At 58.8% G+C, this 15,463-nt stretch carries 10 protein-coding genes and 1 pseudogene; 6 read left to right on the top strand and 5 right to left on the bottom strand.

Translation table 11 applies throughout. The annotated features are described in order from the left end of the window. The first annotated feature begins 161 nt into the window (after nucleotides 1-161). From HX811_RS11070 to HX811_RS11060, 3 genes are read left to right on the top strand one after another with little or no spacing between them, the layout of a single operon-like run. The gene (locus HX811_RS11070) at nucleotides 162-3,383 is read left to right on the top strand and encodes an efflux RND transporter permease subunit (RefSeq protein ID WP_003207843.1); all 3,222 of its coding nucleotides are present in this window, start codon (nucleotides 162-164) and stop codon (nucleotides 3,381-3,383) included. Continuing rightward, nucleotides 3,373-4,539, top strand: a complete 1,167-nt coding sequence (locus tag HX811_RS11065; protein WP_102369543.1) for an efflux RND transporter periplasmic adaptor subunit — start codon at nucleotides 3,373-3,375, stop codon at nucleotides 4,537-4,539. Before HX811_RS11070 ends, HX811_RS11065 begins: the two co-directional genes overlap by 11 nt. Then, nucleotides 4,523-5,941 carry an efflux transporter outer membrane subunit gene (locus HX811_RS11060; RefSeq protein WP_177045922.1) on the top strand — a complete coding sequence of 473 codons (1,419 nt, stop codon included), beginning with the start codon at nucleotides 4,523-4,525 and terminating at the stop codon, nucleotides 5,939-5,941. The genes HX811_RS11065 and HX811_RS11060 overlap by 17 nt, the downstream gene beginning before the upstream one ends. Before the next feature lie 51 nt (nucleotides 5,942-5,992). On the opposite strand, the gene HX811_RS11055 is transcribed toward HX811_RS11060, so the two are convergent. Further along, nucleotides 5,993-7,240: an ATP-grasp domain-containing protein gene (locus tag HX811_RS11055; protein WP_177045920.1), complete on the bottom strand. Its 1,248-nt coding sequence runs from the start codon at nucleotides 7,238-7,240 to the stop codon at nucleotides 5,993-5,995. Next, entirely contained in the window at nucleotides 7,237-8,166 is a 930-nt protein-coding gene (locus HX811_RS11050) for a DMT family transporter (RefSeq protein WP_177045918.1), read from the bottom strand. Before HX811_RS11050 ends, HX811_RS11055 begins: the two co-directional genes overlap by 4 nt. Nucleotides 8,167-8,463: 297 nt before the next feature. On the opposite strand from HX811_RS11050, the pseudogene HX811_RS11045 reads away from it, so the two are divergent. Continuing rightward, a pseudogene (locus HX811_RS11045) lies at nucleotides 8,464-8,825 on the top strand (RND transporter); the annotation flags it as partial. Between the two features lie 223 nt (nucleotides 8,826-9,048). Here the strand turns inward: HX811_RS11045 and HX811_RS11040 are convergent. Then, nucleotides 9,049-9,501: a hypothetical protein gene (locus tag HX811_RS11040; protein WP_177045916.1), complete on the bottom strand. Its 453-nt coding sequence runs from the start codon at nucleotides 9,499-9,501 to the stop codon at nucleotides 9,049-9,051. A gap of 470 nt (nucleotides 9,502-9,971) precedes the next feature. Between HX811_RS11040 and HX811_RS11035 the strand changes: the two genes are divergently transcribed. Further along, nucleotides 9,972-10,220, top strand: coding sequence for a DUF6124 family protein (locus HX811_RS11035; RefSeq protein ID WP_177045914.1), 249 nt, complete (start codon nucleotides 9,972-9,974; stop codon nucleotides 10,218-10,220). Between the two features lie 123 nt (nucleotides 10,221-10,343). On the opposite strand, the gene HX811_RS11030 is transcribed toward HX811_RS11035, so the two are convergent. Both HX811_RS11030 and HX811_RS11025 read right to left on the bottom strand, forming a co-directional pair. Beyond that, nucleotides 10,344-11,627 carry a Zn-dependent hydrolase gene (locus HX811_RS11030; protein WP_087693198.1) on the bottom strand — a complete coding sequence of 428 codons (1,284 nt, stop codon included), beginning with the start codon at nucleotides 11,625-11,627 and terminating at the stop codon, nucleotides 10,344-10,346. A gap of 179 nt (nucleotides 11,628-11,806) precedes the next feature. Beyond that, nucleotides 11,807-13,294, bottom strand: a complete 1,488-nt coding sequence (locus tag HX811_RS11025) for an NCS1 family nucleobase:cation symporter-1 (protein ID WP_003207834.1) — start codon at nucleotides 13,292-13,294, stop codon at nucleotides 11,807-11,809. Between the two features lie 601 nt (nucleotides 13,295-13,895). Here HX811_RS11025 and hydA point away from each other — a divergent pair. After that, complete coding sequence (hydA, locus tag HX811_RS11020; protein WP_003207833.1) at nucleotides 13,896-15,335, top strand: dihydropyrimidinase; 1,440 nt, start codon at nucleotides 13,896-13,898, stop codon at nucleotides 15,333-15,335. Nucleotides 15,336-15,463: the final 128 nt, after the last annotated feature.

Raw genomic sequence — 15,463 nt, 5'->3', positions numbered from 1 at the left:
GTATCCAGCTTGTTACTGTCACCATTGTTGAACAAATGAATACATATGAAAGGATCTTCAGCCGTTAACTAAATCTTCCTTCACCTGGCTGAAAGGTGCGTGTTAGGTGGGTCCGTCAAGACTGCGAGCGTTTGCAATCCAACTCCTTTGGAGGTTACGGCATGCTCGGGCTGGTAAAGACCGCACTGCTCAAGCCCTACACGTTTATCGTGCTGGCAATTTTCATCTGCATCATCGGGCCCATGGCGGCCTTGCGTACCCCCACTGACGTATTTCCCGATATTGGCATCCCCGTCGTTGCGGTGGTTTGGCAGTACAACGGCCTGTCTCCGGACGCCATGGCCGGTCGCGTGATCTACACCTACGAACGCTCCCTGAGTACCACCGTCAACGACATCGAGCACATTGAATCGCAGTCGTTACCCGGCATGGGCATCGTGAAGATTTTCTTCCAGCCCGGCGTGGATATCCGCACCGCCAACGCCCAGGTAACAGCGGTGTCACAAACCGTGCTCAAGCAGATGCCACCGGGCATTACGCCGCCGCTGATCCTCAACTACAGCGCCTCTACGGTGCCGATTCTGCAGATGGCGTTCTCCAGCCCCAGCTTGTCGGAAGCGAAGATCCGCGACCTGGTGCAGAACAACATCCGCTTGCCCCTGAGCGCCCTGCCCGGCCTGGCCATGCCCACGCCAATGGGCGGCAAGCAACGCCAGATCACCCTCGACCTCGACCCGCAGGCGCTGGCCGCCAAAGGCCTCTCGGCGCAGGACGTAGGCAACGCCCTGGCCCTGCAGAACCAGATTATCCCGGTGGGTACCGCCAAACTCGGCCCCAACGAATACACGATTTTGCTCAACAACAGCCCGAAGGCGATTGATGAGCTCAACGACTTGCCGATCAAGACAGTCGACGGTGCGATCATCACCATCGGCCAGGTGGCCCACGTGCGTGACGGCTCGCCGCCGCAGACCAACATCGTGCGCGTCGACGGCCACCGTGCGGTGCTGATGCCGGCCCTGAAAAACGGCAGCATCTCTACGCTCTCGATCATCGACGGCATCCGCCAGATGCTGCCGCGCATCAATGAAACCCTGCCGCCGTCGCTGAAGACCTCGCTGCTCGGCGACGCCTCGGTGTTCGTCAAACAGTCGGTGGGCAGCGTGGCCCAGGAAGGCATCATCGCCGCCTTGCTGACCAGTGCGATGATCCTGCTGTTCCTCGGCAGCTGGCGCTCGACCATCATCATCGCCGCGTCGATTCCCCTCGCGGTACTCTCGGCCATCGCCCTGCTGGCGGCCACCGGGCAAACTCTCAACGTCATGACCCTCGGCGGGCTGGCGTTAGCGGTGGGGATCCTGGTGGACGACGCCACAGTGACCATCGAGAACATCAACTGGCACCTGGAACAAGGCAAGGCGGTGAAGGACGCGATCCTCGACGGCGCCAAGCAAATCGTCGGCCCGGCATTCGTGTCCCTGCTGTGTATTTGCATCGTGTTCGTACCGATGTTCATGCTGCAAGGTATCGCCGGTTATCTGTTCCGTCCGATGGCATTGGCGGTGATTTTCGCCATGGCCAGCTCGTTCATTCTGTCGCGAACACTGGTGCCGACCCTGGCGATGTTCCTGCTCAAGCCGCACGTGCCGGAGCAAGGTGAAGGTCATCACCCGGAAGATGAATTCATCAACCATCACGAGGGCGACCAGCACAAACCGCAGCGCAACGCGGTGCTGCAATCGGTGCTGAATTTCCAGCAGGGTTTTGAGCGTCACTTCTCCAACGTGCGGGACGTTTATCACGGCCTGCTGACCCTGGCCCTGGGCGCACGCAAGCGATTCATCGTGGGTTTTCTGGCGTGCATCCTTGCCTCGTTCCTACTGCTGCCAAGTCTGGGCCAGGACTTCTTCCCGGCCACCGACGCCGGGGCCATGGCCCTGCACGTGCGCTTGCCGCTGGGCACACGCATCGAAGAGAGCGCGGCGGCCTTTGACCGGATCGAAGCGCGGATTCGCGAGATCGTTCCGGCCGACGAACTGGACACCATCGTCGACAACATCGGCATCCCGCTGAGCGGCATCGACATGGCCTACAGCAGCAGTGGCACCATCGGCCCACAGGACGGCGATATCCAGGTCACCCTGAAAAAGGACCATGCGCCCACCGCCGACTACGTGAAAAAACTGCGTGAAGCGTTGCCCGAAAGCTTCCCCGGCAGCCAGTTCGCATTCCTCCCGGCAGACATCAGCAGCCAGATCCTCAACTTCGGTTCGCCGGCCCCGCTCGACGTGAAAATCTCCGGGCGCAGCGATGAAGAAAACCGCGCCTACGCCATCGAACTGGAACGTCGCCTGAAACACATACCGGGCATTGCCGACCTGCGAATCCAGCAGTCCACCGGCTACCCGTCACTGCAAGTCAACGTGGACCGCATGCGTGCCAACGGCCTGGGCATCACCGAGCGTGACGTAACCAACAGCATGGTTGCGTCCCTGGCCGGCAGCTCGCAAACCGCACCAACGTTCTGGCTCAACCCGGCCAACGGCGTGTCGTATTCGATCGTGGCAGCCACCCCGCAATACCGCCTCGACAGCCTGCCGTCCCTGGAAGCGTTGCCGGTAACCGGTGCCGATGGTCAGTCGCAGATCCTCGGCGGCGTGGCGACCATCTCGCGGGTACAAAGTCCGGCGGTGGTGACCCACTACAACATCGAGCCGACCCTGGACCTGTACGCCAACGTGCAAGGCCGCGACCTCGGCGGCGTCGCCAGCGATGTGCAAAAGGTGCTGAACGACATGGCCCCGATGCGCCCCAAAGGCGCGACCATCAGCCTGCACGGGCAGATCGATGCGCTGCATGAAGCGTTCAACGGCTTGAGCTTCGGCCTGCTCGGTGCGGTGGTGCTGATCTACCTGCTGATCGTGGTCAACTTCCAGTCCTGGACCGACCCGTTCGTGATCATCACCGCACTGCCGGCAGCCCTGGCGGGGATCGTGTGGATGCTGTTCCTCAGCGGCACCTCTTTATCGGTGCCGGCACTCACGGGGGCCATCCTCTGTATGGGCGTGGCCACCGCCAACTCGATCCTGGTGGTGAGCTTCTGTCGAGAGCGCCTGGCCGAACATGGCGATGCACTCAAGGCGGCACTGGAAGCCGGCTACACCCGTTTCCGCCCGGTCTGCATGACCGCCCTGGCGATGATCATCGGCATGTTGCCGCTGGCCTTGTCCGAAGAACAAAACGCGCCGCTGGGACGTGCCGTGATCGGCGGCCTGATCCTCGCCACCACTGCCACTTTGCTGTTTGTACCCGTGGTCTTCAGCCTGGTCCACGGTCGTCACCCTACTCGCGCTGCTGCTGGAGAAACTTCACATGTCGTCTGATCACAAACCCTCGCGCAAGCGTCTGATGCTCATGGGTGTCGGCGGCCTGACACTGGCCGCCCTGTTGGTCGCCAACGGCCTGCACGCCCGTACGATGCATGAAAAATCCGTCACCGCCTGGACCGAAACCGCCGCCGTGCCGCAGGTGCTGGTATTCCAGCCCAAACAGAACGCGGCCGGCGACACCCTGCGCCTGCCCGCGCATCTGGAAGCCTGGAGCAAGGCACCGATTCATGCGCGGGTCAGCGGTTACCTGAAAGACTGGAAAGTCGACATCGGCAGCCAGGTCAAGGCCGGGCAGATTCTCGCCGAAATCGACAGCCCCGACCTCGACCAGCAAGTGGCGCAAACCCACGCGCGCATGGTGCAGGAACAGGCCAATGCACGCCTGGCGCAAACCACCGCCACCCGTTGGAAAAACCTGCTGGACAGCCATTCGGTATCGCGCCAGGAGGCCGATGAAAAAACCTCCAACGCGCTGGCGGCCAAGGCCAACGCCCAGGCCGCCGAGGCTGACTATGCGCGGCTCTCGGCCCTGGAAGACTACAAGACCATCCGCGCGCCATTTGCCGGCGTGATCACCGCACGCAACACCGACATCGGCCAGTTGATCAAGGCTGACAGCGACAGCGATCCGGAACTGTTCGACATCGCCGACACCCACCAACTGCGCCTCTACGTGCCGGTGCCGCAGAACTACGCCGCGGTGATTCATCCCGGGCTGGCCGCCCAACTGACGGTACCCGAGCACCCCGGCGAACACTTCAGCGCGAAGCTGATGGGCGACTCCACCGCCATCGACCGCCGCTCCGGCACCCTGCTCGCACAGTTCGTGGCCGACAACCCGGACGGCAAGTTGCTGCCCGGCGACTACGCCGAAGCCACCCTGGCGATTCCGGCGGATACCCATGGCGTAAGCATCCCGGCCAGCGCCCTGATCTTCCGGGCCGAAGGCACCCAGGTCGCGGTACTGGACGCCAAGAACCACGTGCATCTGCAAGACATCCACATCGGCCTCGACCTCGGCGAGCGCCTGGTGATTGACCAGGGCCTGAAACCCGCCGATCGCGTAGTCGACAACCCACCCGACGCACTGCGCGAAGGCGACGCCGTGCAAATGGCCGATGCCGGAGGTGCCCATGCGCCCAAGGCTTAAACCCCTCGCGGCCCTGGTATTGGTGGCACTGCACGGTTGCTCGCTGGCGCCCACCTACAAGGCGCCGACCATCGACCTGCCGGCCAAGTACCGCGAACAGACCAGCGACGGTCCGTGGCACAGCGCACAACCGTCCGACCAACTGGCGCCGAAGTGGTGGCAGCTTTACCAGGACCAGCGCTTGAACGACCTGCAGGAACAACTGCTCAAGGCCAACCCGGACCTGGCGGCGGCGCTGGCGCATTTCGATGCGTCACAAGCGTATGCCAGCCAACTGCATGCCGGGCTGTTCCCGCAAATAACCGCCAGCGCGCAACCGTTGCGCCAGCGGCAATCGGACAATCGGCCACTGCGGGGTGATACCCAGCCTTCGGTGTACAACAGCAACACGGCGGGGTTTGCGCTGAGCTTCGATCTGGATCTGTGGGGCAAAATCCGCAACCAGGTGGCTGCAGGTGATGCACAGGCCCAAGCCTCCGGGGATGACTTGGCGGTGGCGCGCCTGAGCCTGCAGCATCAGTTGGCGACGCTGTACGTGCAGCTCAACGGGCTGGATGCCCAGAGCCGGATTCTCAGCAGTTCGCTGGATGATTTTGGCCAGGCGCTGAAACTGACCCGCAGCCGGTACGAGGGGCAGATCGCCTCGGAGCTCGACCTGACCCGGGCGCAGAATCAGCTGGCTGAAGCACAGGCGCAGCTTGACGATGTGCGCGGTCAACGCAATCTCACCGAGCATGCGATTGGTGAATTGGTGGGCGTATCCGCCAGTGAATTCCAGCTGCCGCCGAGCCAGCAATTGATCGCGCTGCCGGGGATTCCGCAACAACTGCCGAGCCACCTGCTGCAACGCCGGCCGGATATCGCGGCAGCCGAGCGACGGGTGTTTGCGGCCAACGCGAATATCGGCGTGGCCAAGGCGGCGTGGTACCCGGATTTCAGTTTGACCGGCTTGATTGGCGGGCAGACCCAAGGTGTGGGCAACTTGTTCTCCGCCGCCAATCGGTATTGGGCGCTGGGGCCGCTGGTGAATCTGCCGATCTTTGATGGCGGCCGGTTGAGCGCCAATGAGCGCCAGGCCAAGGCGGAGTTTGAAGAGGCTTCGGCGCACTATCGCAGCCAGGTGTTAAGAGCCGTGCGTGAGGTGGAAGACAACCTTGGGCAACTGCGCGACTTGCAGCAGGAGGCGATGGACGAACAAGCCGCCGCGAATGCCGCCGAACACACACAGGCACTGGCGATGAACAGTTACCAGGCGGGGGCTGTGAGCTATCTGGATGTGGTGACGGCGCAGACGGCGGCGTTGCAGGCGCAGCGCACGTTGCAGGCGGTGCAGACGCGGCAGTTGCAGGCGAGTGTGGGTTTGGTGACGGCGCTGGGCGGCGGCTGGTTGCCTGGGGCGTGAGGTTGCTTCCTACAACCGGGATTACATACGGGAGTTTTGTTGATCCGGACGTCAGGGCGCCAAGTAGGCTCCCACAGCCTCGAGTGCTCGAAGCTTCAAATAATCCGCCTTGATGACCGCGTTGTCGGCATGCACCAAATAAATGGTACCCGGTTGGCTGAATACGTCTTTGGTCATGCCAATCGGCTGCCCGCTGCCAACGTAGAACACCGAATAAAAATAGGACTCGAGCTTCAGAAGCTCGCTTAAAAACAGCTCTTTGGTGAAACAACCCGGCGAACGATTGATTAGGCAGACGTTATAGCTGTGCAGCAACAATTCATAACCTACCTGGGCGTCAAGCAAGCGCTCAAATTGTTCTGGCTCAACGATGGACATAACCGTGGCGCGAATCTGCCCCAGTCCTGTCGTCTGTTCGGATACTTCAGGACGAAGAATTCCGTCGGTGCGCGCTGCGATCTCCACAAGTCTGGGACCTTTTTCGGTCAGCATAACCTCCGCGTGGCTAGGGCCATTTTCAATGCCCAGGCTTCTGACGACCTTGCGGGTGTAGTCGACCAGCAGCTCACACTCAGGCTCGGCAGGGCTGACCAGTTCATCAATGTCGTAAATGACGCTACCGCTGTCCAGCCGCTCCTTTCGGTATCTCACCACTTCAGTGACCATCTGCCTCGCGCCCAGGGAGACCATATTCACAACATATTCCACACCAACCAAATATTCCTGGATCAGGACCTGAGCGTTTCTAATATTGAGTCGATTGGTCGTTCCCAAAACCTTTCCGAAGGCGACCTCACAATCTTGCAAATCATCGCAAATATAAACCCCATCCGCGCCTGCACTATCCAGAGGTTTCAGCACCACGGGAAACCTGCCATGCCCCAGGATCCAGGCCTTGGCCGCATTCCATGACTCAACGATAGCCTGTTGCGCGGCTGGCAGCCCAGCGTCGGCGACACAACGGATCATTTCAAACTTGTTCCTGCGCGCCTGAGTTCGGTTGAATCGGTTGCGATAAGGAAGATTGAGCTGCTCGTTGAGCCAATCAGACAACAACACACCGGTTTCAGCCCCAGCGATGATGTACTGGGGATCGAACGTCGCAACGCGTTCGACCGTCGCTTCCAACTGCTTATTGACGATCAGACATTCATAAATCGAGGCATCGAAACCCATGTAGTAATAATCATCGAGCGTCGCGGACGACGCCACATGGATCAACGTACAGCCTCGCTCACGCAACGCTTTCGCGACAAACTTACCGGATGAAAAACCATCGACTATCACGACTCTGCTCATCTCAATCCCCGCCTTTCGAGATACAGACTTGCGATTGCTCGTCCAGAGAGTAAAAAAATAATGACGCCAACCGCCGTGACACTGGCTGCCGAAAACTCCACTCGTGTGTCGAGATATTGAAGCAGCAGGACAAACACCGGCAGTGTCAGCAGTAACAGCGAGACATGGATAGCACTGAGATAATGAATGGTTTTTTGAATCAGATAAATCGGCAGCAAATGGCCAATCACCACTAACGTCAGCATCGGCCAGAACAGCTCAGGGCCCAAGGCAAAACCGACACCCGTCGCGGGAATCAAGACGACACAGGCAATGATCATCACCACATTTCGGACCGCCAGAATTTCATAAACAACCCACTGTCGAGCGAATAGCTTTTTCGAGACGATCGTATACATCACGGTGCCCAACGCGCACACCAGAACGCTGACGATGCCAAGCATTCGCTGCCCGGTAGTGGTGGAAGACACACCACTGTCACCCATGAATGACTTGAACAACATGATTCCCACGGAAATCAGTACCAGCCAGGAAATCAATGTATCCGCCAACGCGGTTTTAACCCTGTTTTTATCAAAAGCAGAGAGGATGAGCGTTAGCGCCGGCCCGCATGCCACTGAGGCCACGCCGACAACGGCAGGTTCCAGGTAACGGAGTGCGTAGAACAGGCCGCCCCAGTTCAATAGAACTGCAACATTGACTAAAAAAACTAACAATATGTTTTCGCACAGTTTTAAGATAAGTTTTTTGTTACTTCGCAAGAGCGTAAAACTTAGAAAAAAGGCTCCTGAAAAACTGAAGCAGTAAAAAATGACTACCAAGGGATTTATCATTTGGGTAACAAAAGCCACATACACGTCAAATACAGCACTGATAAAGCAAAAAATCAGCCCAAGCACCATTCCGCGCCGCATCAAGCTACTCATTTAAATCACCAGATGGTGTGCAACCTTGACGGGCTTCGAATTGTTTCATCGTATCGATGCCATGCTTTAAGAAGTAACGTATCTTCTATATCACCTAGCTTCATTACTCCTCCTTCAATCCAAAAATTTATTCCGATGCATTTAACCCTATCAAAACATTGCAAAAGTAAATAGCAAGCAAAACGGTTAGGTGCTTGCAAAAAAACTAACACCTTCAGGTAGCACCGATAACGGAAAAATGAAAAAGGGAACTTTCACACAAGCTGCTCGGATGTGACCTTCATACTATTTAACCCATTATCTGCAGTTACCAGTACCCACTGGGCTCTGGGGCCCTTGGTAAACCTGCCGATCTTCGACGGCGGGCGCCTGAGTGCCAAGCCAAGGCCGAATTTGAAGAGGCCTCGGCCCACTACCGCAGCCAGGTTTTACGCGCCGTGCGCGAGGTGGAAGATAACTAGGGGCAACTGCCGGATTTGCAGCAGAAAGCGCTGGATGAACAGTTATCTGGCGGGGCTCTGAGTTATCTGGATGTGGTGACGGCGCAGACGGCGGCGTTGCAGGCGCAGCGCACATTGCAAGCGGTGCAGACGCGGCAATTGCAGGCGAGTGTGGGTTTGGTGACGGCGCTGGGCGGAGGCTGGAAGCCCGACGCCTGATACAAATCTCGAGCCCACCCTGGATCAAATGTGGGAGCTGGCTTGCCTGCGATAGCGGAGTGTCAGACACTGCAACTGTGTCTGAAACACCGCTATCGCGGGCAAGCCCGGCTCCCACATTTGAGAGGAGTGAAGCCTGTCGACTCAGGCGGCCGGTTTGCCGCTGGCAATCGCCACCGACGTGGGTCACGTCAAACATCTCTAGACTGACCCACCGCCAATTTCAATCTTCCGGCCGACTATTCAGAAAAACACTCACTGCTGTGTAATCGCTGCCATTGGCATGTCGATACAGCGTACTGCTGTGATAGTCGGATACATCCCCCGCCACCGACACATTGATCGTACGGCCCTGAACATCAACTTTTGCCGATGCGTCACGCGTAATTAGAAATGGACTGGCATCCCTCAACGCAGCCAATACTTCACTGTCGTCCTCCAAGGCGCGGTAAACGTAATATCGATAGCTGAACGGAACAGTTGCCCCTCCACGGTCATCCTTGACGCCATAGACGGCCCCGTCAGTGCCAAGTGGCACTCTCATTACAACTTCTGTCAATTGCGGGTGCCCCGGCGATAGCAGCCAATGACCACCGATATACACCAAGCAAAACGCCAATAGGATCGTAGTGACAACTGAGTAAATCGGCTTTCTAGTAGTTCCTGAACCTGGCATACCTGATTCCTTCCTTGATCCAATATTGGTCGACTCTCGTCGAGCAATTTCCCCGCATTAGATACTTATGTGGCGGAAGCTAACACTGGAAGGCCGAGATGATGAGAGACCGACGAACAAAGGAGACCTCGTACAAAGGAGCAGGACATGCCTTACAACCCATCCTCGAAGCGACATATTTCCTACGTTTCTTTCGGGTTGCTGGTCGGAACGGGCACCACTAGTCTTCGCCAGTCGCTGCCAATTCAGCGACCGGACGTGAGAAATCCGAACGACTCCATTGGCGCAAAAGCGCCCGCCGTCTACAGTGCAGGCGCTTTTTCTATGCTCGCTGTTATGGCGGCTGTGCGCGGGCACGCTTCGGCGTGGCCAAGCTCCTGGGGTCTTGGTTTTCTCACTCCGCGTACAGCTGCCACCTTCGTTCGTGAGAAAAACCTGGTGGTAGTCTCTAACTCTCCAGGAACTGCATCATGATCAAAGACAGTCCAAATCCTCTTTCCGATTCAAACCTGTTCTTCACCCTCCGCCCTGGTCTCGATACCGAAACCCTGCTGCTTAATGCCTCTCAGGATCTGGAATCCATCAATGCCATCGCCGCGCACTTGGCCTTTGAGGTTGATGGTTCACAGCGCAGTGTGGTGCTGGGGATGTGTCGGATGCTGGAGGGCGTGCAGTTGCTTGTAGATCGGGTGGTGGATGCGAGGGTAGCCGTGAGCTGACCCATAAATGTGGGAGCTGGCTTGCCTGCGATAGCGGAGTGTCAGGCACTGCAACTGTGTCTGAAACACCGCTATCGCGGGCAAGCCCGGCTCCCACATTTGAGAGGAGTGAAGCCTGTCGACTCAGGCAGCCAGTTTGCCGCTGGCGATTGCCACCGAAGCTGCCACCATCGCCCTCAGCAACACCGCACACCCCGCCGCCAAATCATCCGGCGCCGCGTTCTCGATTTCGTTATGGCTGATGCCACCTTCACACGGCACAAAGATCATCCCCGCGGGCCCCAGTTCCGCGACGAAAATCGCGTCATGCCCTGCCCCGCTCACGATATCCATGTTCGACAACCCCAACCCATTGGCCGCATCACGCACGGCATCCACGCAGCCTTTGTCGAAGTACAGCGGCGGGAAGTCAGCGGTGGGTGTCATCTCGAATGTGAGGCCGTGCTTGGCGCAGGTCTCGTCGATCACCTTGCGCACCTGGGCAATCATCGAATCCAGCCGCGCCGGTTCCAGATGGCGGAAGTCCAGGGTCATGCGCACTTCGCCAGGAATGACGTTGCGTGAGCCCGGATACGCTTGCAGGCAGCCGACGGTGCCGCAGGCGTGAGGCTGATGACCCAACGCCGCCGCGTTAACTGCAGCCACCACGGCCGCGGCACCGACCAGGGCATCCTTGCGCAGGTGCATCGGGGTCGGCCCGGCATGCGCCTCGACACCCCGCAGTTTCAGGTCGAACCATTTCTGGCCAAGGGCGCCCAGCACCACACCGATGGTTTTCTTTTCATCCTCAAGAATCGGACCTTGCTCGATATGTGCTTCGAAATATGCGCCCACCTTGTGCCCGCTCACCGGGCGTGATCCGGCATACCCAATGGCATTCAGCGCATCGCCCACGGTCACGCCATCGGCATCCGTCTTGGCCAGCGTGTCGGCCAGGGTGAATTTCTCGGCAAACACCCCGGAGCCCATCATGCATGGAGGAAAGCGCGAGCCTTCTTCGTTGGTCCACACCACCACTTCCAGCGGCGCTTCGGTTTCCACCTTCAGGTCATTGAGGGTGCGCAATACCTCAACGCCCGCCAGCACACCAAAACAGCCATCAAACTTGCCGCCGGTGGGCTGGGTGTCGATATGGCTGCCGGTCATCACCGGCGGCAACTGGGGATTGCGCCCCGGCCGGCGGGCGAAGATATTGCCGACACCATCGATGGTCACGGTACAGCCCGCTTCCTCGCACCACTTCACAAACAGGTCGCGGGCCTGGCGATCGAGGTCGGTCAGGGCCAGGCGGCAGACGCCGCCCTTGGGGGTGGCGCCAAGCTTGGCGAGTTCCATCAGGGACAGCCACAGACGATCGCGGTTGATGTGCTGATGGGTGGATTGCAGAACGTCTATGGCAGCGTTCATGGGGATCTCCTCAGGCAGTAGTTCTTATGAATTTGACCAGACTCTCACTGGAGGACTGCGATCAAAAATGTGGGAGCGGGCTTGCTCGCGAAGGCGGTGATTCAGCTAACACATCTGGCGACTGGCACACCGTATTCGCGAGCAAGCCCGCTCCCACATTTGATTGCATTCCACATCGATTAAAGCGGTGTTTTCACCGCGACCACACGAGCCCCGCGTTTCATGCAGAGGGCGTAATACAACAGGCCACCGAGCGCCGAGCCGGTGAACCAGCCATAGCTGTAGAACCAGCTGAACGCATCGCTGCCCAGGGACAGCAACGTCAGCACCACCGGCACGCCAAACGCCAGGAAGCCATGCCAGTTCCACGCCGGGTACACGTCATCACGATACAAACCGGCGAGGTCCAGTTGCTGTTTCTTGATGATGAAATAGTCCACCACCATGATCCCGGCGATCGGCCCCAAGAGGCTTGAGTAACCCAGCAACCAGTTGGAATAGACGGTTTCCAGGCTCACGTCGGAGATGATCAGCCCGAGCTTTTTCAGCAGCTCATGGGCCATCAACGCCAGGCCCACCAGGCCGGTGAGCACCACCGCCGTGGTGCGGTTGATCAGCTTGGGCGCGATGTTCTGGAAGTCGTTGGTGGGTGAGACGATGTTCGCTGCGGTGTTGGTGGACAAGGTGGCGATGATGATCAGCGCCATGGCCACGGCTACCCACACCGGGCTCTGGATATGGCCGATCAGGGTCACCGGATCGGAGACGCTGACGCCCACCAGTTTTACCGAGGCGGCGGTCATGATCACGCCGAGGGCGGCGAACAGGAACATGGTCAGCGGCAGGCCGAAAATCTGCCCGAGGATCTGGTCTTTCTGACTCTTGGCGTAGCGGCTGAAGTCGGGGATGTTCAATGACAAGGTGGCCCAGAAACCCACCATCGCCGTCAGGCCTGCCATGAAGTAGCCGGTGAGGCTCGCGCCTTCGGGACGCTTGGGCGGGATGGCCATCAACTCGGTCAGCGACACATTCGGCAGCGCCCACACCAGCAGCCCGATACCCACCGCCACCAGCAGCGGTGCCGACAGGGTTTCCAGCCATTTGATCGACTCGGCGCCACGCAATACCACCCACAGGTTCAGGGTCCAGAAGATCATGAAGCCGATCACTTCACCGGTGCCGCCAAGGGATTTCCAACCCTCGAAAATCGACCCCAGGAACAGGTGGATCGCCAGGCCGCCAAACATCGTCTGGATGCCGAACCAGCCACACGCCACCAACGCGCGGATCAGGCACGGTACGTTGGAGCCGAGCACGCCGAAGGACGAGCGCAGCAACACCGGAAACGGGATGCCGTACTTGGTACCGGGGAAGGCGTTGAGGGTCAGCGGGATCAGCACCACGATATTGGCCAGCAGGATCGCCATCAGCGCCTCGCCCACCGACAACCCGAAGTACGCGGTGAGCACGCCGCCCAGGGTGTAGGTCGGCACACACACCGACATGCCGATCCACAGCGCGGTGATATGCCACTTGTTCCAGGTGCGTTCGCGCACCTTGGTCGGTGCCATGTCGTGGTTGTAGCGGGGGCTGTCGAGGACGTCGGGGCCGGCGTCGAGTTCGTACAGGCCGTTGCGCTCAATGACTTGCGATCTGTTCTGTTGCATGGCCGCTCCACGGTTTTTTCGAATTATTTTTGCTCACCCCGTGACGTGCACGGGATGGCCGGAGTACCTCGTTGACAACATGACATCCGGGACCCGGCCAACCGCCACCGCACTCAATAACCGTGCCGTAAACCGTCAACCTGCCCGCACCGCTTGTATAACTTGCTGATGTTTATCAGCTTTATTGTCTCGACCGAAGAGCCCCTCGTTACTTTCAGCGTTACTCAGGCCAACTAACGCAGAAGTTGTCCGAACCCTCAGGACTCAATCTGGTGCAACACAATTATTTTTATTTACCGGCCCCGTCAAGAGGCATGTCTCAAGCGTCTGATTTGCAATAGGAAATGTTGCTCATATTGTGAACCTGTCAAGTGCGTCAAAATGGTGAGAGGCCGCTACATTTTGGTGATTTTGATTTTTTATCTTTAAAATTCAATTACTTAATAAAGATATAAGCTTATAAAAAATATTCTTGCTCATTCGAAAAACTCGGGCTAGTTTCTATTCCTGTCACCGCTGACAGGAATTAATTTTCCAGCGGCGCGATGCATGACAACACTTAGAACTGGCACAAGCCGGTCAAGCCTGTGAGGAACTCGACATGTCGCTGTTGATCCGTGGCGCTACCGTTATTACCCATGATGAAAGTTACCGAGCCGATGTTTTATGCGCAGACGGTCTAATCCGCGCCATTGGCACTGATCTGGATATTCCCGCCGGCACCGAGATACTCGACGGCAGCGGTCAATACCTGATGCCCGGCGGCATCGACCCCCATACCCATATGCAGTTGCCCTTCATGGGCACCGTGGCCAGTGAAGATTTTTTCAGTGGCACGGCCGCCGGGTTGGCGGGCGGCACCACGTCGATCATCGACTTCGTGATTCCCAACCCGCAGCAATCCCTGCTGGAAGCCTTCCATCAGTGGCGCGGCTGGGCCGAGAAGTCGGCGTCCGACTACGGCTTTCACGTCGCCATTACGTGGTGGAGCGAACAGGTCCGCGAGGAAATGGCCGAGCTGGTGAGCCAACACGGCATCAACAGCTTCAAGCATTTCATGGCGTACAAGAACGCAATCATGGCCGCCGACGACACCTTGGTGGCGAGCTTCGAACGCTGCCTGGAACTGGGTGCGGTACCGACGGTGCATGCCGAAAACGGCGAGCTGGTGTATCACCTGCAACGCAAGCTGATGGCCCAGGGCATTACCGGGCCTGAAGCGCATCCGTTGTCGCGGCCTTCGCAGGTGGAAGGTGAAGCCGCCAGCCGGGCGATCAGGATTGCCGAAACCATCGGCACGCCGCTGTACCTGGTGCACGTGTCCACCAAGGAAGCGCTGGATGAAATCACCTACGCCCGCAGCAAGGGCCAGCCGGTGTACGGCGAAGTATTGGCCGGGCATCTGCTGCTGGACGACAGCGTGTATCAACACCCCGACTGGCAGACCGCCGCCGGCTATGTGATGAGCCCGCCCTTCCGCCCGCGCGGGCATCAGGAGGCACTGTGGCATGGCCTGCAATCGGGCAACCTGCACACCACCGCCACCGACCATTGCTGCTTCTGCGCCGAGCAAAAAGCCGCCGGGCGGGATGACTTCAGCAAGATTCCCAATGGCACTGCCGGTATCGAAGACCGCATGGCGCTGTTGTGGGATGAGGGCGTGAACACTGGGCGCTTGTCGATGCAGGAATTCGTTGCGCTGACGTCTACCAACACCGCGAAGATCTTCAACCTGTATCCACGCAAAGGAGCGATCCGCGTAGGGGCCGACGCTGACCTGGTGCTGTGGGACCCGCAAGGCACACGGACCATTTCCGCGAAGACTCACCACCAGAAAGTCGACTTCAACATCTTCGAAGGCAAGACCGTGCGCGGCGTGCCGAGCCATACCATCAGCCAGGGCAAGCTGGTCTGGGCGGATGGGGATTTGCGCGCCGAACGGGGTGCGGGTCGGTATATCGAACGGCCGACGTATCCGCCGGTGTTTGAGCAGTTGAGCAAGCGGGCGGAGCGTTCCAGGCCGGTTGCTGTGAAACGCTGAGGCCGCCATTCGCGAGCAAGCCCGCTCCCACATTCGCCCCCATTCCAACAGGATAAATGCAGTCGAATGTGGGAGCGGGCTTGCTCGCGATGAGGCCGGTACAGGCAACAAAAAAAACCACTGCCCAC

The organism is Pseudomonas sp. F8002 (assembly GCF_013385495.1).
Lineage (GTDB): Bacteria > Pseudomonadota > Gammaproteobacteria > Pseudomonadales > Pseudomonadaceae > Aquipseudomonas.
The sequence above is the reverse complement of the archived record's forward strand: the minus strand, read 5'-3'. Positions and strand labels throughout refer to the sequence as shown.